Source organism: Paenibacillus sp. TAB_01 (genome assembly GCF_043945595.1).
In the GTDB taxonomy this organism is placed as follows: Bacteria; Bacillota; Bacilli; order Paenibacillales; family NBRC-103111; genus Paenibacillus_S.
Window position 1 is genome coordinate 487,493 of sequence record NZ_JBIFNP010000002.1, and the last position, 23,007, is coordinate 510,499.

Annotated in this window: 13 protein-coding genes, 9 tRNA genes, 2 rRNA genes and 2 pseudogenes; 7 read left to right on the forward strand and 19 right to left on the reverse strand. The window is 53.2% G+C overall.

Annotation, left to right across the window (positions count from 1 at the left end; all coding sequences use genetic code 11):
- Window positions 1-11 precede the first annotated feature (11 nt).
- Window positions 12-1,406 (forward strand): hypothetical protein, encoded by a 1,395-nt coding sequence (locus ACHHV8_RS35610; RefSeq protein WP_395164164.1) that lies wholly within the window; start codon window positions 12-14, stop codon window positions 1,404-1,406.
- Between the two features lie 77 nt (window positions 1,407-1,483).
- Here the strand turns inward: ACHHV8_RS35610 and ACHHV8_RS35615 are convergent, their stop codons facing one another.
- A complete protein-coding gene (locus ACHHV8_RS35615) occupies window positions 1,484-2,602 on the reverse strand; it encodes an ABC transporter ATP-binding protein (protein WP_395164165.1) in 1,119 nt (372 codons plus the stop codon).
- Window positions 2,603-2,693: 91 nt separating this feature from the next.
- Complete coding sequence (locus ACHHV8_RS35620; protein ID WP_395164166.1) at window positions 2,694-3,434, reverse strand: PucR family transcriptional regulator; 741 nt, start codon at window positions 3,432-3,434, stop codon at window positions 2,694-2,696.
- Between the two features lie 648 nt (window positions 3,435-4,082).
- Here ACHHV8_RS35620 and ACHHV8_RS35625 point away from each other — a divergent pair.
- The 6 genes from ACHHV8_RS35625 to ACHHV8_RS35650 all read left to right on the forward strand — a co-directional run bounded on the left by ACHHV8_RS35625 (window position 4,083) and on the right by ACHHV8_RS35650 (window position 8,512).
- Entirely contained in the window at window positions 4,083-4,790 is a 708-nt protein-coding gene (locus ACHHV8_RS35625) for a lactate racemase domain-containing protein (protein WP_395164167.1), read from the forward strand.
- Window positions 4,732-5,406 (forward strand): nickel-dependent lactate racemase family protein, encoded by a 675-nt coding sequence (locus tag ACHHV8_RS35630; protein ID WP_395164168.1) that lies wholly within the window; start codon window positions 4,732-4,734, stop codon window positions 5,404-5,406. Before ACHHV8_RS35625 ends, ACHHV8_RS35630 begins: the two co-directional genes overlap by 59 nt.
- A gap of 138 nt (window positions 5,407-5,544) precedes the next feature.
- Window positions 5,545-5,937 (forward strand): hypothetical protein, encoded by a 393-nt coding sequence (locus tag ACHHV8_RS35635; RefSeq protein WP_395164169.1) that lies wholly within the window; start codon window positions 5,545-5,547, stop codon window positions 5,935-5,937.
- Between the two features lie 4 nt (window positions 5,938-5,941).
- The gene (locus ACHHV8_RS35640; protein ID WP_395164170.1) at window positions 5,942-6,544 is read left to right on the forward strand and encodes a gluconate 2-dehydrogenase subunit 3 family protein; all 603 of its coding nucleotides are present in this window, start codon (window positions 5,942-5,944) and stop codon (window positions 6,542-6,544) included.
- Window positions 6,531-8,105 carry a GMC family oxidoreductase gene (locus ACHHV8_RS35645; protein WP_395164171.1) on the forward strand — a complete coding sequence of 525 codons (1,575 nt, stop codon included), beginning with the start codon at window positions 6,531-6,533 and terminating at the stop codon, window positions 8,103-8,105. The genes ACHHV8_RS35640 and ACHHV8_RS35645 overlap by 14 nt, the downstream gene beginning before the upstream one ends.
- A gap of 98 nt (window positions 8,106-8,203) precedes the next feature.
- A complete protein-coding gene (locus ACHHV8_RS35650) occupies window positions 8,204-8,512 on the forward strand; it encodes an MTH1187 family thiamine-binding protein (RefSeq protein ID WP_395164172.1) in 309 nt (102 codons plus the stop codon).
- 227 nt (window positions 8,513-8,739) lie between these two features.
- On the opposite strand, the gene ACHHV8_RS35655 is transcribed toward ACHHV8_RS35650, so the two are convergent.
- From ACHHV8_RS35655 to ACHHV8_RS35735, 17 genes and pseudogenes are all read right to left on the reverse strand, one after another.
- Window positions 8,740-8,812: transfer RNA gene (locus ACHHV8_RS35655), tRNA-Lys, on the reverse strand.
- A 7-nt stretch (window positions 8,813-8,819) separates the two neighbouring features.
- A tRNA-Tyr gene (locus ACHHV8_RS35660) sits at window positions 8,820-8,904 on the reverse strand.
- A 52-nt stretch (window positions 8,905-8,956) separates the two neighbouring features.
- Window positions 8,957-9,032 (reverse strand) — tRNA-Phe (locus tag ACHHV8_RS35665).
- Between the two features lie 27 nt (window positions 9,033-9,059).
- Window positions 9,060-9,136 (reverse strand) — tRNA-Asp (locus tag ACHHV8_RS35670).
- Window positions 9,137-9,150: 14 nt separating this feature from the next.
- Window positions 9,151-9,226: transfer RNA gene (locus ACHHV8_RS35675), tRNA-Thr, on the reverse strand.
- 13 nt (window positions 9,227-9,239) lie between these two features.
- Window positions 9,240-9,315, reverse strand: a tRNA-Val gene (locus ACHHV8_RS35680).
- Between the two features lie 62 nt (window positions 9,316-9,377).
- A tRNA-Met gene (locus tag ACHHV8_RS35685) sits at window positions 9,378-9,451 on the reverse strand.
- Window positions 9,452-9,471: 20 nt separating this feature from the next.
- Window positions 9,472-9,559 (reverse strand) — tRNA-Ser (locus ACHHV8_RS35690).
- A gap of 79 nt (window positions 9,560-9,638) precedes the next feature.
- Window positions 9,639-12,588 (reverse strand): 23S ribosomal RNA (locus tag ACHHV8_RS35695).
- 131 nt (window positions 12,589-12,719) lie between these two features.
- Window positions 12,720-12,795: transfer RNA gene (locus ACHHV8_RS35700), tRNA-Ala, on the reverse strand.
- A 101-nt stretch (window positions 12,796-12,896) separates the two neighbouring features.
- Window positions 12,897-14,439 (reverse strand): 16S ribosomal RNA (locus ACHHV8_RS35705).
- The 16S and 23S rRNA genes sit together here with 9 tRNA genes alongside, the layout of an rRNA operon.
- 706 nt (window positions 14,440-15,145) lie before the next feature.
- Window positions 15,146-17,163, reverse strand: a pseudogene (ligA, locus tag ACHHV8_RS35710) (NAD-dependent DNA ligase LigA).
- A gap of 202 nt (window positions 17,164-17,365) precedes the next feature.
- Window positions 17,366-19,723, reverse strand: a pseudogene (pcrA, locus tag ACHHV8_RS35715) (DNA helicase PcrA).
- Window positions 19,724-19,753: 30 nt separating this feature from the next.
- Window positions 19,754-20,467 carry a heptaprenylglyceryl phosphate synthase gene (gene pcrB, locus ACHHV8_RS35720; RefSeq protein ID WP_395164173.1) on the reverse strand — a complete coding sequence of 238 codons (714 nt, stop codon included), beginning with the start codon at window positions 20,465-20,467 and terminating at the stop codon, window positions 19,754-19,756.
- A 355-nt stretch (window positions 20,468-20,822) separates the two neighbouring features.
- Window positions 20,823-21,701: a spore coat protein gene (locus ACHHV8_RS35725; protein WP_395164174.1), complete on the reverse strand. Its 879-nt coding sequence runs from the start codon at window positions 21,699-21,701 to the stop codon at window positions 20,823-20,825.
- 27 nt (window positions 21,702-21,728) lie between these two features.
- A complete protein-coding gene (locus ACHHV8_RS35730; protein ID WP_395164175.1) occupies window positions 21,729-21,965 on the reverse strand; it encodes a hypothetical protein in 237 nt (78 codons plus the stop codon).
- Between the two features lie 161 nt (window positions 21,966-22,126).
- On the reverse strand, window positions 22,127-22,999 hold the full coding sequence (locus ACHHV8_RS35735; RefSeq protein WP_395164176.1) for an SDR family oxidoreductase: 873 nt from the start codon (window positions 22,997-22,999) through the stop codon (window positions 22,127-22,129).
- Window positions 23,000-23,007: the final 8 nt, after the last annotated feature.

Here is a 23,007-nt window from a genome sequence, read left to right on the forward strand (position 1 = left end):
AGGAGTCCCATATGAGGGATTATAAGAAGCGAAGTCCTGGCAGCCCGTCCACTTTCAGTGCCGGTCATTCCATGGCCGAGTACCCTGAGCAACAGACTTCCCGTTCCCCTGGAACCCAGCCCTTCGGGCATTCCGCGGGCCTTCCCCAGTCCAGAAATTCATCTGCCGGCCCTCCTGCGGGAATATTTCAACTGCAGCGCACGGTAGGCAATCAGGCCGTTCAGCGGTTACTTCAGGCGAAGAACGATAAGGAAACCGGTCCTATTATGCGCCCAATTTCGAATCCGCAAGCGAATTCAGGGGAAAGAACGGCTGTGCCAAGCCAACCCTCGGGCGAAGCGCCGATTCAGCGGCAGCTGTGGAAGGCGGAGCTGCGGGGCCGGAAGCCGAAAACCTTGATGGTCAAAGCCTATGACCGCTGGCTGGGCCCGCCCGACAGCAAACCGGCCGGATTTATTACCATGGAAGAGGCGTTCGGGTATTTTGTTCTCAAGCCGAAACGGGAGCTCGAGAATGGGGAGATTTTCGATGACGAGACCGGAGAAATTACTACGGTTGCAGAGCAAAATCAAACAAGAGCCGCCTCCCGTCAAAAAACAGCGAAAAAGAAAATGACCGAAGCTAAGCGAAGAAAGGATCTAACCACCGGTCAAGGATTCAAAAGCTCCCGGCTCAAAACCAACGCTGAAAACGAATATAAGAAAAAGCGCGCGCTCGAAGAAGCCCAGGAGGATACCGGACTGTACCATATGGGCGGGGATACCGATACGGAAGAGTTCGAGGGCGAAGGCCTTCACCAAACCATCATCGATCGGGTAGACAACCTGCATATTACACAGACGGATCTGATGAACGATGCTTCAGGAAAAGAGCAGCTCGCCTGGTTTAAATTAAACGAGGCCCACCGGGAGCAAATCGAAGCCGCCCGCCAATCGGCTCTGAGCAACCGTGACGAGATCTATCATTCGCCGGGAGAGCGTCCTATGTATACGGCATCCCTTCTTGAGGCCGCCACTCCGCAAAAAAGGCCCGCTTTAAAAGAAGACACCACACATACCGGCATCGGCGGTCCGATTGATGATCTAAGCCACTCCATACCATGGGCACAGGTACCTGAGCACCTGCGTAATGCAAACGAAGGCGGGGTTAACCACCCGAAGAACATCCCTTACGAGAATTTCGTCACGAATCAGGTCGTCAATACCGCTGTTGAAAGAGTTGCCCAATCCTATCTCGATCAAAAAAAGCAGGTCGTCAAAGTGGTCTGCCGCCTTTGGAAGGACGACCATGTGAACCGAACCGTCCATGTTTATTTTGTCCAAGACCTAGCTTATCCGCTCGTTTTCGCAACGCGCAATCTTGGCGATAAAAAGCCGAAGCGCTACAAGCGCGGAGTCGAGCTTTGACAATCTATTTTGATCAACATGCAAAAAAAGACCAGCCCTCGCGGGACTGGTCTTTCGCTTATTGTACTGGACTAATCTTAGTTAGAAGCCAAGATAGACAGTGTTGTTTGTTGATCGAAGAAATGCGCTTTGTTCATATCCAAAGCCAATTTTACGTTTGTGCCTTCTTTAAATCCAGCGCGGCCGTCAACACGAGCTACCATGCTGTTTTTGCCAATGCCGTTCAGGTACAAGAACATTTCATGACCCAAGTTCTCGGAAACCTCAATGTGAGCATTAACAACCGTGTTAGGGGAAGCTTCCATAAATACTGGCTCTTCGTGGAAGTCCTCAGGACGAATACCCAGAACTACTTCTTTACCCACATAACCGCCGGCGCGAAGCACTTTCGCTTTGCCTTCCGGTACTTCTACCGAAACGTTGTCCACTTTGAATTGCAGGGCGCCGCCTTGCTCTACCAAAGTACCTGTAACAAAGTTCATCGAAGGAGATCCGATAAAGCCCGCTACGAACATGTTTGTAGGGTTGTTGTAGATTTCTTCCGGCGTAGCCGCTTGTTGAATAATCCCTTTATCCATAACGACGATACGATCGCCCATTGTCATCGCTTCGGTTTGGTCATGCGTTACGTAAATAATTGTTGTTTCAAGACGTTTGTGCAGTTTGCTGATTTCAGCACGCATCTGTACGCGCAATTTGGCATCCAAGTTGGACAACGGTTCGTCCATCAAGAAAACTTGCGGTTCACGGACAATCGCACGGCCCAAGGCAACACGCTGACGTTGACCACCGGAAAGAGCTTTAGGTTTGCGATCCAGCAAGTGAGTGATGTCCAAAATTTTCGCAGCTTCGCGAACGTCGATGTCGGCTTTTTTGAACTTACGGAGCTTCAAACCGAAAGCCATGTTTTGATATACGTTCATGTGTGGATACAAAGCGTAGGATTGGAATACCATCGCGATGTCGCGGTCTTTAGGTGCTACGTCATTCACCAGACGATCGCCGATGTACAGTTCACCTTCAGTGATTTCTTCCAAACCTGCAATCATACGGAGAGTAGTGGACTTCCCGCAACCGGACGCGCCTACAAGAACCAAAAACTCTTTATCTTTGATTTCAAGATGAAAATCTTTCACTGTCGCTTCTTCAGCGCCTGCATATCTCTTAACGATGTGGTTTAAACGTACACCTGCCATGGTTCAATTCCCCCTACGAGTTAGTATCGGTTATGTACCTATCTTACCTTACAGGGTGTCTTTGTGACTATGCACAATCTTCACAAAAAAATCACTTTCTTTTCGTTACTTTGTACAATAACAAAGCAATCTTCACCAAAACCGCGTCATTAAAGGTCCGGACGTCCAGCGAAGTCTCCTGCTTGAACTTATCCAGCCGGTACAGCAGCGTATTGCGGTGGATATAGAGCCGCTTGGCGGTTTCGCTTACATTGCAGTCCAGCTCAAAAAAATGCTCCAGCGTCGTAAGCGTCTCCGCATCGAGCGCAACGTCCAGCCGCTTGAGCACCCTCTCCAGAAACCGGTTTTTCTCCGGCTCGGGAATCAGATTGATCAGCTTCTCCAGCTGCAGGTTCCAAGGCAGGTGCATATTGCTGCCCACGTGGTAGGTACGGCCGAGCATCATCGTCTCCCTGAGCTGCAGCACCGCTCCGTACAGTGATTTGGCCGGCATCATCGGGTAGTGAATAGCCAGGTGGCATTCGCCGACCCATTCGCTCTCCAGCATCTCATGAAGTCCGTAGCCGATGGCGGCAAGCGTGTCCTCCAGGCTTTCCTCGTCTCCGTAATCCCGGTCATCGGCAGAATCGATGGACAGCATCTTCTCCGAGCCGAGCAGCAGCCATTCCTTGTCCATCAGCGGAATCAGAATGACCTCGGCATCGAAGAACGATTCCAGCAGCTTCTTCAGCTCCTGGTAGCTTACGCGGCGGGACGGCGAATAATCGCCGTAAAGCAGAAGGGGAATTTTCGTCGAATAAAGCGACATCTGCGATACGAGCGAGTCGGGCATTTCCGCATTCGCAACTCCAAGCTCCTGCTGCTGATTGAACCATTCCCTGGACCAGCGTCGCCTTGCGCTCTTCCTCGCTAACGGCAGGCACGGGCTTCTTCTCCTGGGTGCGCCGGGCTTCCAGCATCATCTCCACCAGCTGGCGCTCCGCCTCCGTCATCGCACTTCGCTGAACGACCAGGATCAGAGCATCCTGGCTCTCTTTTTGGGCGAAAAATACCCACTGGTCATCCTTATATAAGCTTTTGGGCGGCGTCCCTTTATTCTTGGCCGCTGTATCGGCTTCTCTTAACCATTGCTCCCATGTCCATTTCAACAACTTGACAGGTCCTTCAAAAATGTGCTCCAGCTGCTGTCTCAACGGTTCCCAATCCATACCCGAACTCCCATCGTCGTATATTTATATCTGGATGTGGCGAATGCTAGCTATTACAGACTTTTTAGGGGATTGCTTGTCTTCATCATAGCAAAAAATACCTAAGCATACTAGGAAGATTCGGATCATGCTCGTCTTCTACGGCGGTACGTGCCGATTTAAATGCGGTATGCTGCCACAGACGCCGCAGTCTGCAGGCGGCAGGACCCGAAACGGCACGGTTGGCGCACATATTATGGGCTCTTGCCCGGCTCTGACGACTAAGGATAATTTTGAACGCATGGGAAATAATTGAACTGTGCTTTTACCCATACAAAGAGGGGGCCGAGACTATTTACGCTCTGCCTTATGGCAGGAATGCCGTTTCTTTCTCCCTGCCCGCCAATCAGACATGCGATTGGATTACATACCAAATGGATGACGGCCTGAACTGCGATAAAAAAGAACGCTCCGCGCAGGTTGTCCGTCAAGCCTTAGCGTCGCCGACGGGTACGTCGAAGCTGTCGCAGCTCGCCTGCGGCCGGAAAAAGGCCGTTATTGTTATCAGCGACGGAACTCGGCTGTGCCCGAGCGAGCTCCTGCTGCCTGCCCTGCTTGAGGAATTAAATGCAGGTGGCATGCCGGACTATGCGATAGATATTGTCATTGCATTAGGACTGCATCGCAAACAGACGAAGGAAGAAATGATCTGCTTGGTAGGCGCACCCGTGTTTCGGCGTATCCGGGTGCACAACCATTCCGCCGAACCCGAGGATTGCGTCCGCCTCGGGCGCACCTCCTCAGGCACTCCCGTGGAAATTAACAGGCTCGTCGCCGAAGCGGATCTTCGCATTGTCACGGGAAATATTGAGCCTCATGCAATGGCCGGCATTTCCGGAGGTATGAAATCCATCGTTCCCGGCACGGCTTCCAGGCGGTGTATTGAGCACAATCACGGTCTCTCTCTGCACGGACCGCGTAAAGCTAGGGGAGCCGGATAACCGGGTGCATACGGATATTGAGGAAGCGCTGCGGTTTATTTCCGTAGATTTTATGCTCAATGTAGTCGTAAATCACCGCCGCGAAGTACTGGAGGCCGTCGCAGGCCATATTATTGATGCGCATCGGGCAGGGGTTCGCCTGGCATCGGAACGGTTCATCGTTCCCGTTGGCCGATCGTACGATCTCACGCTTGTTTCTCCGGGCGGGTATCCTAAGGATATGCAAATGTATCAGTCGCTTAAAGCGCTGCGCAACGCATCCAAGATCACAAAGAACGGCGGTGCCATTATTATGGCTGCAGCCTGCCAAGAGATATTCGGCAACGGCATTTTCCAGTATTGGGTGGAAACGATGAAGGACCGACAACGAACGGTATCGAAGCTGAACCGTGAGTTCGTCCTCGGAGCCCATAAAATTACTCATCTGGACGAAGTTCTGTCCAAGCAGCGTGTATACCTGCTCTCCGAAATCCCTGAGCCCATTGTAAGGCTTCTGGGCATGGAACCGGTGACTGACTTGCAGTCCGTGCTAGAGCAAATACTCGATCAGGCCCGCGGGAAGCCATCCATAGCCTGCATGCCCTACGGCTCGCTCACCTTTCCGAGCCTGTCCTGAACGCTTGGACCTGCTAGAGCGCTTATCGGCATCCCTTCGGTCCCCGCTGCTTTCGACGATAGAAGACATAACTAGCGGAGCAATCGCAATTGCAGGCCGATATTATCCTGATCAGGCGACAAAAGGAGGCCAAAACTTATGCATTGGACGAGTTGGAACCTGGAACGAGTCCTTATTTTATTTGTCGGCATCGCCTTTCTGGCGGTTGGAGCGCAAGTAACGCTGTCGCATTACCGGCAAAATTTTCATCACCGGGCCATGTGGTATCCCGTCGTTTCTGCACCTATCTTCGCCGTTACTGCTGCAGCGTTAGCGACTGTTCGGGCTGACTGGCTCTTGCAGTTGTTTCACCTGCTGATGTGGGTAGGCGCCGGTATCGGGGCGGTCGGCTTTTACTATCACTTTCATGGCGTCGGCATTCGGGTCGGCGGCTGGACGATGCGGAATTTCCTGGTAGGCCCCCCGGTGATATTGCCTGTACTATTTATTGCGATTAGCGCTTTAGGACTAATAGCCGTGTACTGGAGGTAAGCAGATGAGCAAAGAAACCCATTACCCAACCTATGATGTCATGAATGCCCAGCATGAGTGGGATGGACATACGCGCCGAATTGTGAATGAACGTCTTCATACGGGAGGGGATTATCAGTTCCTCACCGTGCTGGAAGCCGAGATGCTGCGTTCCTGCTGCGCTCAATTGGTTGATGACGACCGGGCTGAGCTGATCCAGTACATTATTGAATACATCGATAAACAAATGGCTTCAGGCATCGAAAGCGATAGAAAAACAGGCCTGCCTTCCGCTCCAGCACTCCTTCGGATGGGTCTCGACGCTTTAGGGGACTCGTGCCAGCTGCTGCATACGGAGCACTTTTTCCATTTGGAAAGAGAGCGTCAGCTGGAGATTCTAAAGTCCATCAGCCAAGAAGATGGCTTACCCTATGAAACCTGGAAGCATGTGCCGCAAAAAGCCTTTTTCCAGAAGCTCCTGACGCTCACGCTGGAATCGTATTATTCGCATCCACGTATTTGGTCGGAGATCGGGTATGGCGGTCCCGCCTATCCTCGAGGGTATGTGCGGATGCATCCCGGACAACTCGATCCTTGGGAGGCCAAGCCTAAGTATGAAGAAGCGTAAATATGAGGGAGAAGTGGCCGATGTCGTTATTGTAGGCGCAGGGGCTGCCGGCGGCGTGCTGGCCAAAGAGCTGAGCACCGCAGGGATGCGGGTGGTCGTGCTGGATGCAGGGCCTTTTCGGGCCCCGCAGCGGGATTTCGCCAGTGATGAGCTGTCGATGCAGCGCCTGGGCTGGCAGGACACCCGTGTTACAGACGGCTCCGATCCGCTGGAGATGGGTCATAATAATTCAGGCTGGGGCGTCGGCGGAGGAACGGTTCATTTTACAGGCGTATTTCTCCGGTTTCATGAAACGGATTTCAGAGCCAGAACATTGGACGGAGTCGGTGAAGACTGGCCGATCGGCTACAGCGACCTGGCTCCCTACTATGATAAAGTGGAAAAAGAAATCGCCGTATCCGGCCCGAAATACTTCCCGTGGGGCAATTTCCACGGGCCGTATCCGTATCCGGAACGCGATCCGCTTAGTCCGAATGCTCAGCGGTTTCAGCAGGGCTGTGAAGCGCTCGGTATCCAGTCGGCCGTCACGCCTCTCGCTATTTTGTCCGCCCCGTTCGATAACCGCCCCCCTTGCATTAACCGGGGCTTCTGCAATCAGGGCTGCATGCCTAATGCCAAATTCAGCACGCTGATCGTCCATATTCCTAAAGCGATTCAAGCCGGCGCCGAAGTGCTTCCCGACTGCATGGTGACGCAAATTACAATGGGGCCTGACGGCAAAGCCTCGGGTGTCATTTTCGTCCACGAAGGGCAAACATATGAGCAGCGGGCCAAAATCGTTATCGTGGCCGCTTATGTAGTCGAAACCCCGCGTTTGCTGCTGCATTCGGCCACTGCGCAGTTTCCTGACGGACTGGCCAACAGCAGCGGCTGGGTCGGCCGCGGGTTCATGACGCACAGCAGTCATGACGTGTACGCCAAATTTCCGGAGGAAATCAGGCTCTACAAGGGTACGCCTGTGCTTGCCTCCACACAGGATTTCTACAGCACTGCGCCCGAGCGCGGCTTCGTCCGCGGCTACACGCTGCATGCGCATGGAGCGCGTCCTGTCGGCTTCGCCACCGGCTTGTCCAAATCGTCCAGGCAGCCGATGTGGGGCTCAGAGCTTCGCCATAAGATGCTGGACTACAATTACTATGGACGGATCACCATGGTAGGCGAAGTGCTTCCGAATCCGGATAACCGTATTACGTTAAGCGATGAACCGGATCACCATGGCATGCCGCGGGCCAAAGTGACATTCAGCTACGGGGATAACGACCTTCGGCTTATCGGTCATGCGGTAGAGAGCATGAGAAATATTTTGACCGCAGCCGGCGGCAAGCCGGATTTCGTGGTGCCCGATACGGCCCATCTTATGGGGGGCTGCCGCATGGGAGACGACCCGAACACATCCGTAACCAACTCTTATGGCCAAACGCATGATATCTCCAATCTATTTATTTGCGACGCAAGTCTGTTCGTCACCTCCGGCGCAGGGAACCCCACCAATACGGTAATGGCACTGGCTATGCGCACGGCTGACTACATAAAGGACCAGGCAGCCCGTATGGAACTATAGCCTTGTATTCGCTACAATAGCCTTATAAGCTCCACAAGAAGGGGCAGCAGAACGCGCATCAAGCCCCCAAATGATAAAAACGCAGGACGGACCCAAACATGGCTATTGTAGAACTGACCATTATTCCGATTGGTACGGGCACGCCCAGTCTCAGCCAATATGTCGCGGACATTCAGCAAGTACTGGAGCAGTCACCCGAACCTATTCATTATCAACTGACGGCTATGAGCACCCTTATTGAAGGCGAGCTGCCAGATTTGCTGAGGGTGATTCACCGGCTGCATGAGGTTCCTTTCCAGCATGGCGCCCAACGTGTGTCTACCTCGATTAAAATCGATGATCGGCGTGACGTCAAAGGATCGATCCAGCAAAAGCTCCAATCGGTACAAGCAAAAATGAACCGCTAGCCGCTGGCTTATCCGCCACTGATATAACCCCCACGTTCACTTACCTTGCCGACGGTTGGCAGCTGGCTGCTCATCATGTGTGGTCCTTGGTAAGGGGGAATCGGGTATGAAAAGACCTGACGATTAAGTGAGTAAGTTCACTCTTCCGTCAGGTCTTTTTTATGGCCAAAGCCAGCCAATAGCTGCACAAAAAAAAGACCTCGAAAGGTCTCTTTTCTTTTACTCGATGAGCCATGTAGGACTCGAACCTACGACACCCTGATTAAAAGTCAGGTGCTCTACCAACTGAGCTAATGGCTCTTATAAATGGTGGAGGCTGATGGATTCGAACCACCGAACTCGATGAGAGCAGATTTACAGTCTGCCGTGTTTAGCCACTTCACTAAGCCTCCATATGAATAGCATGACTTAATTGCGTTACTTTTATTCAAGCAATTAAATCAATGGTGGCTCGGGACGGAATCGAACCGCCGACACGAGGATTTTCAGTCCTCTGCTCTACCGACTGAGCTACCGAGCCAGATGATCACTTGTCCAAAATTTGTAATGGCGGAGCCGACGGGATTCGAACCCGCGGTCTCCTGCGTGACAGGCAGGCATGTTAGGCCTCTACACCACGGCTCCGCATTAAACAAACATGGTGCCGTCGAGAGGACTTGAACCCCCAACCTACTGATTACAAGTCAGTTGCTCTACCAATTGAGCTACAACGGCGTATTAAACTAAATGGTGGAGGCTGACGGGATCGAACCGCCGACCCTCTGCTTGTAAGGCAGATGCTCTCCCAGCTGAGCTAAGCCTCCATACACATGTGACACGAGACACATCATAGCATGTCTTGTCACAAATGCGCAATTAAAAATTATAGCGGCAGAGGGGATCGAACCCCCGACCTTACGGGTATGAACCGTACGCTCTAGCCAGCTGAGCTACGCCGCCACATTGATTGAAAGAAACTACGGAGAGAGAGGGATTCGAACCCTCGCACCACTTACGCAGTCTAACCCCTTAGCAGAGGGCCCCTTATAGCCACTTGGGTATCTCTCCATGGACTCAAGAACAATGTTTATTGTTCCTTGAAAACTAGATACGAAACAAGCATACATCCTTCTTCTTTGCTGTTCTCTTGGATAAGCCCTCGACCGATTAGTATTCGTCAGCTCCATACCTTACGGCACTTCCACCCCGAACCTATCTACCTTGTCGTCTTCAAGGGGTCTTACATACTGGGAAATCTCATCTTGAGGGGGGCTTCACGCTTAGATGCTTTCAGCGCTTATCCCGTCCGTACGTAGCTATCCAGCCGTGCTCCTGGCGGAACAACTGGTACACCAGCGGTACGTCCATCCCGGTCCTCTCGTACTAAGGACAGCTCCTCTCAAATTTCCTGCGCCCACGACAGATAGGGACCGAACTGTCTCACGACGTTCTGAACCCAGCTCGCGTACCGCTTTAATGGGCGAACAGCCCAACCCTTGGGACCTACTTCAGCCCCAGGATGCGATGAGCCGACATCGAGGTGCCAAACCTCCCCGTCGATGTGGACTCTTGGGGGAGATAAGCCTGTTATCCCCAGGGTAGCTTTTATCCGTTGAGCGATGGCCCTTCCATGCGGTACCACCGGATCACTAAGCCCGACTTTCGTCCCTGCTCGACCTGTTTGTCTCGCAGTCAAGCTCCCTTATGCCTTTGCACTCTTCGAATGATTTCCAACCATTCTGAGGGAACCTTGGGGCGCCTCCGTTACTTTTTAGGAGGCGACCGCCCCAGTCAAACTGCCCACCTGACACTGTCCCCATACCGGCTTACGGTACCAGGTTAGAACTCCGATACGATCAGGGTGGTATCCCAACGTCGCCTCCACCCAAGCTGGCGCTCAGGCTTCTCAGGCTCCCACCTATCCTGTACAGATCGTACCAAAGTCCAATATCAAGCTGCAGTAAAGCTCCATGGGGTCTTTCCGTCTTGTCGCGGGTAACCTGCATCTTCACAGGTATTAAAATTTCACCGGATCTCTCGTTGAGACAGCGCCCAAGTCGTTACGCCATTCGTGCGGGTCAGAATTTACCTGACAAGGAATTTCGCTACCTTAGGACCGTTATAGTTACGGCCGCCGTTTACTGGGGCTTCGGTTCATAGCTTCGGGGTAAACCCCTAACCACTCCCCTTAACCTTCCAGCACCGGGCAGGCGTCAGCCCGTATACTTCGCCTTGCGGCTTCGCACAGACCTGTGTTTTTGCTAAACAGTCGCTTGGGCCTTTTCACTGCGGCCCCCTCGGGCTATTCACCCTACCGAGGCACCCCTTCTCCCGAAGTTACGGGGTCATTTTGCCGAGTTCCTTAACGAGAGTTCTTCCGCGCGCCTTAGCATGCTCTGCTCGCCTACCTGTGTCGGTTTGCGGTACGGGCACCTTCTCCCTGGCTAGAGGCTTTTCTTGGCAGCCTGAACTCATGACCTTCGCTACTGCAATTTTCGCTCCCCATCACAGACCAGCCTTACGATGTGCGGATTTGCCTACACACCAGCCTCTCTGCTTGGACGGACATCCATCAGTCCGCGTCACTATCCTTCTGCGTCACCCCATTGCTCATAACGGTTCACGGTGGTACAGGAATTTCAACCTGTTGTCCTTCGACTACGCCTTTCGGCCTCGCCTTAGGTCCCGACTTACCCTGAGCGGACGAGCCTTCCTCAGGAACCCTTAGGCTTTCGGCGGATCAGATTCTCACTGATCTTTTCGTTACTCATACCGGCATTCTCACTTGTATGCTGTCCAGCGCTCCTTACGGTACACCTTCTACCTACATACAACGCTCCCCTACCCAAGTGCAAATCTTGTTTGCACGAGCCATAGCTTCGGTGGTGTGTTTAGCCCCGTTACATTTTCGGCGCAGAGTCACTCGACCAGTGAGCTATTACGCACTCTTTCAATGGTGGCTGCTTCTAAGCCAACATCCTGGTTGTCTTTGCAACTCCACATCCTTTCCCACTTAACACACACTTGGGGACCTTAGCTGATGATCTGGGCTGTTTCCCTCTTGACAATGGATCTTAGCACTCACTGTCTGACTCCCGGGATAAAGTATGTGGCATTCAGAGTTTGACTGGACTTGGTAACCCTTGGCGGGCCCCGCACCCAATCAGTGCTTTACCTCCACTACTCATCTCCCGAGGCTAGCCCTAAAGCTATTTCGGGGAGAACCAGCTATCTCCGAGTTCGATTGGAATTTCTCCGCTACCCCCACCTCATCCCCGAATTTTTCAACATTCGTGGGTTCGGGCCTCCAGTGCGTGTTACCGCACCTTCACCCTGGGCAGGGGTAGATCACACGGTTTCGGGTCTACGTCCACGTACTGCGATTTTTCGTAAGAAAATATCGATACGCCCTATTCAGACTCGCTTTCGCTGCGGCTCCGGCTCTTCACCTTAACCTTGCACGGGAACGTAACTCGCCGGTTCATTCTACAAAAGGCACGCCATCATCCATTAACGGACTCTGACTTCTTGTAAGCACACGGTTTCAGGTTCTATTTCACTCCGCTCCCGCGGTTCTTTTCACCTTTCCCTCACGGTACTGCTTCACTATCGGTCGCTAGGGAGTATTTAGCCTTGGCAGATGGTCCTGCCTGCTTCCCACGAGGTTTCACGTGTCTCGCGGTACTCGGGATCCGTCTAAGGTTTTCGCAAAATTTCGATTACAGGGCTGTTACCTTCTGTGGCCGGCCTTTCCAGACCGCTTCATCTACTCTGCTAAACCCACATTGACGTCCCACAACCCCAGAGGGCAAGCCCTCTGGTTTGGGCTGTTCCGCTTTCGCTCGCCGCTACTGACGGAATCACTCTTGTTTTCTTCTCCTGAGGGTACTTAGATGTTTCAGTTCCCCTCGTATGCCTCCAACTACCCTATGTATTCAGATAGCGGTAACTGAGTATTACCTCAGCTGGGTTCCCCCATTCGGACATCCCCGGATCAACGCCTGCTTACGGCTCCCCGAGGCGATTTCGTCGTTCGCCACGTCCTTCGTCGGCTCCTAGCGCCTAGGCATCCTCCGTGTGCTCTTATTAGCTTAACCCATGTTCGATGAATCGAACGGCAGCTAAAGATTGTAAGAGTAAGATCATCAAGATCTATCTCTTTCAAGGATGATTCTATGCTTTGTTTCGTTATCTAGTTTTCAAGGAACAAACTATAAATATGAACATATGGTGGAGCCAAGCGGGATCGAACCGCTGACCTCCTGCTTGCAAGGCAGGCGCTCTCCCAGCTGAGCTATGGCCCCATACAAGTCATATTTATTGATGGAAAACTCCATCAAAACTGAACAAATGATTGGTTGAATGCTTTATGTCCGTTACCCTACAGGTAACATGGACTCCATAGAAAGGAGGTGATCCAGCCGCACCTTCCGATACGGCTACCTTGTTACGACTTCACCCCAATCATCTACCCCACCTTCGGCGGCTGGCTCCCTTGCGGGTTACCCCACCGACTTCGGGTGTTGTAAACTCTCGTGGTGTGACGGGCGGTGTGTACAAGACCCGGGAACGTATTCACCGCGGCATGCTGATCCGCGATTACTAGCAATTCCGACTTCATGCAGGCGAGTTGCAGCCTGCAATCCGAACTGAGACCGGCTTCTAAAGATTCGCTCCAGATCGCTCCTTCGCTTCCCGTTGTACCGGCCATTGTAGTACGTGTGTAGCCCAGGTCATAAGGGGCATGATGATTTGACGTCATCCCCACCTTCCTCCGGTTTGTCACCGGCAGTCACTCTAGAGTGCCCAACTCAATGCTGGCAACTAAAGTCAAGGGTTGCGCTCGTTGCGGGACTTAACCCAACATCTCACGACACGAGCTGACGACAACCATGCACCACCTGTCTCCTCTGTCCCGAAGGAAAGGTACATCTCTGTACCGGTCAGAGGGATGTCAAGACCTGGTAAGGTTCTTCGCGTTGCTTCGAATTAAACCACATACTCCACTGCTTGTGCGGGGCCCCGTCAATTCCTTTGAGTTTCACTCTTGCGAGCGTACTCCCCAGGCGGAGTGCTTACTGTGTTTACTTCGGCACCAAGGGTATCGAAACCCCTAACACCTAGCACTCATCGTTTACGGCGTGGACTACCAGGGTATCTAATCCTGTTTGCTCCCCACGCTTTCGCGCCTCAGCGTCAGTTACGGTCCAGAAAGTCGCCTTCGCCACTGGTGTTCCTCCACATCTCTACGCATTTCACCGCTACACGTGGAATTCCACTTTCCTCTCCCGCACTCAAGTCATCCAGTTTTCAGTGCGATCCGGGGTTGAGCCCCGGGCTTAAACACCAAACTTAAATAACCGCCTGCGCGCGCTTTACGCCCAATAATTCCGGACAACGCTTGCCCCCTACGTATTACCGCGGCTGCTGGCACGTAGTTAGCCGGGGCTTTCTTCTCAGGTACCGTCACCTCAGGAGCAGTTACTCTCCTAAGCGTTCTTCCCTGGCAACAGAGCTTTACGATCCGAAAACCTTCATCACTCACGCGGCGTTGCTCCGTCAGACTTGCGTCCATTGCGGAAGATTCCCTACTGCTGCCTCCCGTAGGAGTCTGGGCCGTGTCTCAGTCCCAGTGTGGCCGATCACCCTCTCAGGTCGGCTACGCATCGTCGCCTTGGTGAGCCGTTACCTCACCAACTAGCTAATGCGCCGCAGGCCCATCTGCAAGCCACAGATTGCTCCGTGTTTCATGATTCCCTCATGCGAGAGAACCAGCTATCCGGTCTTAGCTATCGTTTCCGATAGTTATCCCGGTCTTACAGGCAGGTTGCCTACGTGTTACTCACCCGTCCGCCGCTAACTTCACCCGAAGGTGAAATCCGCTCGACTTGCATGTATTAGGCACGCCGCCAGCGTTCGTCCTGAGCCAGGATCAAACTCTCCATTAAAGTTGTATAACTTGTAACAGAGCTTGTCTTAAGCTCAAAAATGCTGACTTGCTTTTGTAAATCAAATGGCATTCAACCATCATTTGTTCAGTTTTCAAAGAGCTTTCTTGATCATTGCTTCGTCACTTTTTTTCCGTGACAAGAATTCATCTTATCACATTGTCGAGTGCGTTGCAACTCTTTTATTTACTTCTTGTTTCCATCACTTGCTGAGGCTTGTCTGTCTCAGCGGCGACAAAAAGTAATGTACCATAAATCGCATATGGATTGCAACATCTTTTTTAAAAAGATTTTAAAGAGCTCAGCTCACGCCGTTTAACCATACCTGGCATGGCTATTCAACGCCTTTATTCCTAATGAAATCAAGCCCCTCAACGGGTCCTTATAAAGGATGCACTCCCGGCAAAGAATCTATGCAAGCAAATTAAGCATAGCCAGTCCCGACTCCCCGTCACTTCTTGTGCGATGCTTCTACGCTTAGGTGAACCATATTAGGACCCTTGCTCTCATCTCAAGTCATAGGCAAGCTGTTATCAAGCAGCGGCAATCCTTCACAGAACGCTTCTCACTGACGTTGAATCATCACCATCGACCTGCTTATTTTAACCTGCAGCAAAAAGAAAAAGCTCCTGAGAGGAGCCTTTTCAAAGGAGGCATACATTATGCTTGGAGGTGGCTGCTTCTCTCTTCAACAAAAAGGTGGCGATTAAGCCTCCCCCAGAAGCTGCAGCAGTTCCTGTTCGTCCTCAATAATACGGATTCCGAGATCCTGCGCTTTCGTCAGCTTGCTGCCAGCGCTTTCGCCTGCAATGACGATATCGGTCTTTTTGGAGACGCTGCCTGTAATTTTGGCACCCAGGGCCTCCAGCTTTTTGCCGCATTCATCTCGGCTCATTGAAGACAGCGTACCTGTCAGCACGATTGTTTTCCCGAAGAACGGGTTATCTTCATTCACTATAACGGGGGCTTGCTCACTGGCAGGGCATACTCCGGCCTGAAGCAGCCTCTCAATACTGCGCTGCATAACCGGGTCCCGGAAAAAGCTGACGATGCTGTCGGCAACAATCTGACCGATATCCTGCAAAAGAACAAGCTCCTCCGGCTCAGCCTGCATCAGCTTGTGAAGGTCGCGGTAATGGTCGGCCAGCACTTTGGTCGTCGTTTTGCCTGTATTCGGAATGCCCAGCGCAAATAGGAAAGAGGCCAGGTCACACTGCTTGCTTTTTTCGAAAGCGGCCAGCAGCTTATTCGCCTTTTTCTCGCCAAACCGGTCCAGCTTAATCAAATCGTCGAAGGTCAGGTCATATAAATCCGCAGGATCGCGCACCCCCAGCTCCTGGTACAGCTGTTCGGCTGTCATGATGCTGAACGTCTCTATATCCATGGCGTCGCGCGAAGCAAAATGCGTGATGCGCCCGATCAGCTGGGGCCGGCATTCGAGCCGGTTCAGACAGAACAAATGAGCGCCCTTCAGCTCAAGCTCCGAGCCGCAGGAAGGACAATGGGTAGGGAATACGATCTCCTGTCCGTCCAGCTCTTCGGTCGCTTTACCGAGAATCTCAGGGATGACATCGTTGGAACGGCGGATCAGCACTTGGCTGCCCAGCGCATGCTTCAGATTTTTGCGTTCAATGTCGCCGATGTTGTTCAGCGTACAGTTCTGTACGGTCACACCCGCTATATCTACGGGTTCAACCTTGGCGACCGGCGTGATTTTGCCGGTGCGGCCCACTTCCCACGACACGGACAGCAGAGTGGTGACCGCTTCTTCCGCTTCGAATTTAAAGGCTACCGCCCAGCGCGGGAATTTATCCGTATACCCCAGCACCTCGCGGGTATGCATGTCGGTCACCTTGACCACCAAGCCGTCGATCAGAAAATCAAACGTATTGCGCATTGAGACGAGCTTATCCAGCTCCTGCGCTACCTCTTCAATCGAATCGTAAAATTGAACATACGGGCTTACTTTAAACCGGTTGGCCCGCAAAAACTCGACCATTTCCTGATGGCTGTCGAAGGTCAGGCCGTCGGTATAGCCTATATTGTAAAAAAACGCGTTCAGCTTGCGTTCTGCGGTGACTTTCGGGTTCAGGTTACGCAGGGCTCCGGCAGCCGCATTCCGGGCATTCTTAAGAGGCTCTGCCGCTGTCTGATTGTATTTATCCAGTACGGACAGGTTCATAATCCCTTCGCCCTGCACCTCGATGACGCCTTCCGTGTAAGGAATGGTCAGCGGAATGGATTTAATCGTCTTGACCTGCGCCAGAATGCCCTCTCCCACGGTTCCGTTGCCTCTTGTCGCCGCCTGTACCAAGGTTCCGCGCTCATAAGTAAGGTTGAGCGTCAGCCCGTCGAATTTCAGCTCGATAACAAAGGACGGCGAAGGCAAAGGCGACTCCGGATGCTGCGTGTTATAGTCCTGAACGAGCTTGGAGACACGAGCGTGCCAGGCCATCAGATCGTCATGGGTCTGCGCTTTGTCCAGACTCCACAGACGGGAACGATGCTTGTGAGGCTCGAAGCCGCCGAGCAGCTGGTCCCTACTCTAAGCGTAGGCGAATCCGGCAGCACGACCCCGGTTTCCTTCTCCAATGTAACCAAACGGTCGTACAGCTTGTCGTACTCCGCATCGCTGATGGTCGGTTCATCCAAAGTATAATACTGATAATTATGGGTATTGATTTCTTCAATGAGGGCTTTCATAGCCGTCAGGGCTTCCGTCATATAAAGGAAACATCCTCTCCAAAAGAAGTCCCGCCGCTTCTTTACAGTACTAAAGCGGCGGTAAGGATCGAGCAGCCCCTCCGCAGAAAAGGGGCTGCCGCTATTTTCGGTTATTTCAAGGCATTTTAAACCAAAGCTAAGGCCGGCTCGCCGGACATAGCAAAACTTGTACGGCAGCGGCACAAGCGGAAGGCCTCTCCGCTCAGCCTTCCTTCGTGATCGGCGCGAACTTGGCGAGCAGCCGCTTCACGCCGACCGGCGCCGGAAAGGCAATCTGCAGCTCGGTGTCGTCCCCCGAGCCCTTGATGGCTACGACGGTGCCGATGCCCCACTTGCCATGGGCCACTTTGTCGCCCATGGTGTAGTCGGCAGCCGGCTTCGCCGCGGCGCCGGAGGCTGCGGCGGGCCGAATCGTGCCCGCCGGTGCGGTTTTGCCGGCGGCCGTCGGCCGGAAGCCGGCAGCTTTGGCCGGCGCGGCGGTCCCGGCCGCGCCGAAGCCTCCAGCGGAGCCGAAGCTGCCTCCGCTGCCATAGCGGCTCTCGCGCCCGCTGCGCGAGAAGCCGAGCCCCGTGGAGCGGCCGCCGATGACGCCGCCAGGCGACACCGGCTCGAGCAGCTCCTCGGGGATCTCCGTCAGGAACCGGGACGGCGCGTTCATGTTCGTGCGTCCGAACAAGGTGCGCATCCGGGCGCAGGTGAGGAACAGCTCCTGCTCGGCGCGCGTGATCCCCACGTAAGCAAGACGCCGCTCCTCCTCCAGCTCATCGTTGTCGTTCGCCGCCCGGCTGTGAGGAAAGACGCCTTCCTCCATCCCGATGATGAAGACAACCGGGAATTCCAGTCCCTTCGCGCTGTGCATCGTCATCAGCACAACCGAGTTATTCGCATCGGCCTGCTCTTCCGCCGCATTGTTCATGGAGTCGATATCGGCGATCAGCGCAAGATCGGTCAGAAACGAAACTAGCGACTTGTCTTCATTGCGTTTCTCAAAGTCCATCGTCACGGACAGAAACTCGTCGATGTTTTCCAGACGGGCCGTGGCCTCGATCGTTTTTTCCCGCTGCAGCTCCATTCGGTATTCGGTAAGCTCAAGCATTTTTTCCGTCAGCTCGGTCACGGACAAATATTCGACCATCCGGTTCAGGTTGTCGATCATATCGCGGAAGTCGGCAAGCGCGTGCTTCGCCTTCGTCCCGATCTCCAGCGCGTCCACTTCCTCCAGCATCTCGAACATGGAAATGCCGCGGCGTCCGGCTGCATCGGCCAAACGGTCCACGGTCGTATCGCCGATACCCCGCTTCGGCACATTGACGACCCGCACAAAGCTGATATCGTCCGTCGGGTTCGAGATCAGACGCAGATACCCCAGAATGTCCTTAATCTCTTTGCGATCGTAGAACTTGATGCCGCCTACGATTTGATAAGGAATATCGGATTTAATCAAAATTTCCTCTATTACCCGCGACTGCGCGTTCGTGCGGTACAGGATCGCGTGGTCGCTGTACTTTTTGCCGTTCGTTCTTACATTCTTATTAATTTCGTTCGTAACAAAGTACCCTTCCTCATGCTCCGAGTCGGCTTGATACAAACGAATTTTGTGCCCCTCGTCCTTGCTGGTTCACAGGTTCTTTACCTTACGCCCCGTATTATTGCCGATGACCTTGTTCGCTGCATTCAATATATTCGAAGTGGAACGGTAATTTTGCTCCAGCAGAATGGTCGTCGCCTTCGGGTAATCCTTCTCAAAGTTAAGAATGTTCGTAATATCCGCTCCGCGCCAGCGGTAGATGGACTGGTCGCTGTCCCCTACGACGCAGATGCGTTTATGCTTATCGGCCAGCATCAGACAGAGCATATACTGCGCGCGGTTCGTATCCTGGTATTCATCGACGTGGATATACTGAAACTTGTTCTGATAAAACTCCAGTACCTCCGGCACCTCTTTGAATAATTGAATCGTCTGCATGATTAAATCGTCGAAGTCCAAGGAGTTGTTGGCCTTCAGCTTCTTCTGATACAGCTTGTACACTTTGGCAACGATGCCGTCAAAATAGTCGCCGATCAGGCTCTCCAGCGTTTCAGGCGATTTCAATTCGTTCTTCGCAGCGCTGATCGCGGCTTGAACCGACTTCGGCTCAAACTTTTTGACGTCGATGTTCAATTCCTTCATGCAGTTCTTGACAACGGACAGCTGGTCGCCGGAGTCCAGGATCGTAAAATTGGATGTAAACCCGATCCGGGTGATGTCCTTGCGCAGAATGCGCACGCACATGGAGTGGAAGGTGGATACCCAAATATCCTGACCGCCGGGACCGACGAGCTTGCCCACCCGCTCCTGCATTTCCCGCGCGGCTTTATTCGTAAAAGTAATCGCCAGAATCGCCCATGGCGGAGCCTTGCGGGTAGCGATCAAATAAGCGATCCGGTGCGTCAGCACACGGGTCTTTCCGCTGCCTGCGCCGGCCATAATAAGCAGCGGTCCGTCGACCGTTTCGACCGCTTGCTTTTGCTGTGGATTCAACGTCTGTATGGATGCAAATATATCGACACTCTCGTTCATCGTAAGTTCTCTCCTCACCCTGTTCTTTCATTAAGAAGCTTGCCCGGCCGTCCTTACGGCACGCACCGCCTCAACAGTGGCCAATGCCTGCTCCGGCTGTTCGTACAAGGCATTGCCGACGACGACCGTATGCGCCGCCTCTGCAGCCTGACGCGCCTTCTCCGGACTATCGATGCCGCCTCCGTAAAAAATACGCGCCGACTGCACCAGCTCCCGCGTACGAGCAACCAAAGCCATATCCCCAAACATACCGCTGTACTCTATATAAAAGATCGGACACCGCAAAAGCCGGTCCGCCATCCGCGCATACGCCTCGACATCCTTGACGTCCAAAGCCGTATCGGCCTGCGTTACCCTTGCCGCAGCGGATTCGCCGTTCAGAATAACGTAGCCTTCCGTCAGCACCTGGCTCCAATCCAGTATCGCTCCGTATTCACGCAGCGCCTTCTGATGGTTGCCGACGATCCACCGAGGATCCCGCGCATTCAAAACCATCGGAATAAAAAACAGATCAAATCCGGGCGCTATCGCCTCTTGATCCGATATTTCCAGCACACACGGCACCTCGTACCGGCGAATACGCGCCATCAGATCGACCGTGTTGTCAAAGGTCACGCCCGTCGAGCCGCCTACGAGGATCGCATCGGTCCCCGATAAGCACACCTGTTCCAGCAGCTCATCTGAAAGTTCCTTGTCCGGATCCAGTTTAAACACATGATTCCATTTCGTTACATCTAAATGCAAAGGTTACAGCCTCCTCTGTACAATACGAAAACGGCTGCCGGAGTTGTCCGTCGGCCGCTTCTGCTGCACCCCCTGGAGCCGGGTGTACAGGTCTTCTCCAGGCATGCTGATGCGTTCTTTGTTAGGTACCTATGAAATTAGTCTATGCTACCGTGCATACCGTGTCAAATGGGTTCTATTCACTAATCTAACCCCCCTTTCAAAGAGAGACGCTCCGCGACAGAGCCGCCATTGCTGCAAAAAAATGAGGTTGTTACCCCCTTATCCCCTTTGCTTTGACCCGTGTCACTTGAAAAAAAGCAAATACCCCGCGGGAGGAACTCCCGGCAGGGTATTATCGGTTAGCGCTATGTGTCTACAGCATGTACTTGCTGTTATGTCCTGTCGCCTTATCCGCGGAAGCGTCGACGCTTGCGCTGCTTTGCGTATCGTCGGAGGCACTCCAGTTATAGCTGTTGCCGCCTCTTGCCGCATTCGAGTTGTCTGCGCTCCAATTGTAGCTGTTGCCGCCGCGAGGCTCCGCTGCGTCTCCAAAAGCTTCTGTGGAGCTTTTGGAGGCTATGCTCCCGTAGCTGCTGCCTGTCAGGCTGCCTCCATAACCAGACTGAGCCGAGCCCGTCCGGTAGGAGCCGGCAGATTGCCCGCCGCCCGTATTCGCGCTGAAGCTAGGATTCAGCACGGAGCTCGCAGGAGAGCTGTAGCTTGAGCCGCCCCCATAGCCTTGGCTGCCGGCGCCGGAGCCAAAGCCTTGCTGCTGGCCGTAGCCTTGTTGCTGCCCGAAGCTTTGCTGACCCATCGGCTGCTGAGCTTGCTGGTAGGCGCCAGTCTGGAACGCCGTATTGGCCGTGTAAGACTGCTGAAACGCATTGGCTTGCGATGCCTGCGCATGGCCGCTTTGAATCGCTTGCTGCACCAGGTTTTGCAGCTGCTCCGCTTTGTGCACCTGCTGCTGAAGCTCCTGCTGCACCTCCTGCATATTGGCCATTTTCACCGAACCATAGCCGTTCAATTGAGAGAGCACATCGAACAGCTCGGCCTGGTCCTGCATCGTATGCTGGGCCAAAGCCTGAAACGCCTGGCGGATCGCCGGGTGCGTCGCCTCCAACGCTGCGGTCGTATATTCACGCGCCGTCCGTTTTAATTCGGACAGCACCAGGTTGCCCCAGTCCTGTTCTTGAATGGAGCCGGACTGCTGGGTACCTTGCTGGGATATGCCGTAAGATGATTGATACATGCTGCTGCACCTCCTTATATGCGTCTATTAATGTGTAAGCTGCGTATGCTGCTGAAGCGTTCTTAGCAATTGATCCGTGTGCTGCAGGCGGTCCTGCGCAATTTGCGTCATTTTCTGCTTAAGCTGCGGCGTATGGCAGCAGGAGATTGCTTCCGAAGCCATTTTGGCCAGCAATTCCTCGTTTTTCAAGCAATCGGTTATGTAGGACAACTCCTTAGAGCTAACCGCGTTCGCACCTTGCAGTTGTGATTGCTGCGTATACATTGTTATACCCTCCTTTCTTTGACAAAAGTTAGGTTGCCCAGTTTGTGGAAAACTATTTATTAAAAAAGGAAAATCCTTCAGCTTCTTATGGATCTATACTTCTCCGCAAAAAAAGACTCCTGAACCTTTGACGGTCCGGAGCCCATGATTTGTAAAGTCTCCTATCCATTAATGACACTGCCTCCGTTAATGTGTAAAAATTGTCCTGACATATACGAGGAATCGTCAGAAGCCAGAAATACATAAGCAGGTCCCAGCTCCTCGGGCTGGCCCGGACGTTTCATCGGTGTATCCGCGCCAAACTTAGCTACCTTGTCGGCTTCAAAGGTTGACGGAATTAACGGCGTCCAAATCGGGCCTGGCGCCACGCCGTTGACTCTGATTCCTTTGTCCGCCAGATTCATGGAAAGCGACCGGGTAAAAGCAACAATGGCTCCTTTCGTCGAAGAATAGTCCAGCAGCGTCGGGCTGCCCTTATAGGCTGTTATCGATGCAGTATTAATAATGGAGGCGCCTTCTTGAAGATGAGGCATGGCCGCCTTCGTCATATAGAAGAATGAAAATATATTTGTACGGAACGTCCGTTCGAGCTGCTCCTGAGTAATGTCCTCCAGGCCGGGCTGAGGGTGCTGCTCCGCCGCGTTATTGACCAGAATATCCAGCTTTCCATAGGCTCCGATCGTACGCTCGACGGCATCCCGGCAAAAATCCTCTTCGCCCACGTCGCCCTGGATCAGCAGGCAGCTTCGGCCTTCCGCTTCAATCAGCCTTCTCGTCTCCTCGGCATCTTCACGCTCATCCAGGTAGACAATCGCGATATCAGCGCCCTCTGCCGCAAAACATACCGCCGCCGCTTTGCCGATGCCGCTGTCCCCTCCTGTAATGATAGCCGTCTTGCCTTCCAGCTTCCCGCTTCCACGGTACCGCCTATCGACGGATTTGGGCTGCGGCTTCATCTCCGTTTCTACCCCAGGCTGCCGCTCCTGATGCTGGGCCGGCAAGGTCTGCTTTACTGTCGCTTCGGAAGTACTCATAGCCTATC

Bases quoted from the DNA above. Each gene is read 5' to 3' on its own strand.
- ACHHV8_RS35610 (WP_395164164.1), top strand. From the start codon at position 12: ATGAGGGATTATAAGAAGCGAAGTCCTGGCAGCCCGTCCACTTTCAGT.
- ACHHV8_RS35615 (WP_395164165.1), bottom strand. From the start codon at position 2,602: ATGGCAGGTGTACGTTTAAACCACATCGTTAAGAGATATGCAGGCGCT.
- ACHHV8_RS35620 (WP_395164166.1), bottom strand. From the start codon at position 3,434: ATGCCCGACTCGCTCGTATCGCAGATGTCGCTTTATTCGACGAAAATT.
- ACHHV8_RS35635 (WP_395164169.1), top strand. From the start codon at position 5,545: ATGCATTGGACGAGTTGGAACCTGGAACGAGTCCTTATTTTATTTGTC.
- ACHHV8_RS35640 (WP_395164170.1), top strand. From the start codon at position 5,942: ATGAGCAAAGAAACCCATTACCCAACCTATGATGTCATGAATGCCCAG.
- ACHHV8_RS35645 (WP_395164171.1), top strand. From the start codon at position 6,531: ATGAAGAAGCGTAAATATGAGGGAGAAGTGGCCGATGTCGTTATTGTA.
- ACHHV8_RS35650 (WP_395164172.1), top strand. From the start codon at position 8,204: ATGGCTATTGTAGAACTGACCATTATTCCGATTGGTACGGGCACGCCC.
- ACHHV8_RS35725 (WP_395164174.1), bottom strand. From the start codon at position 21,701: ATGTATCAATCATCTTACGGCATATCCCAGCAAGGTACCCAGCAGTCC.
- ACHHV8_RS35730 (WP_395164175.1), bottom strand. From the start codon at position 21,965: ATGTATACGCAGCAATCACAACTGCAAGGTGCGAACGCGGTTAGCTCT.
- ACHHV8_RS35735 (WP_395164176.1), bottom strand. From the start codon at position 22,999: ATGAGTACTTCCGAAGCGACAGTAAAGCAGACCTTGCCGGCCCAGCAT.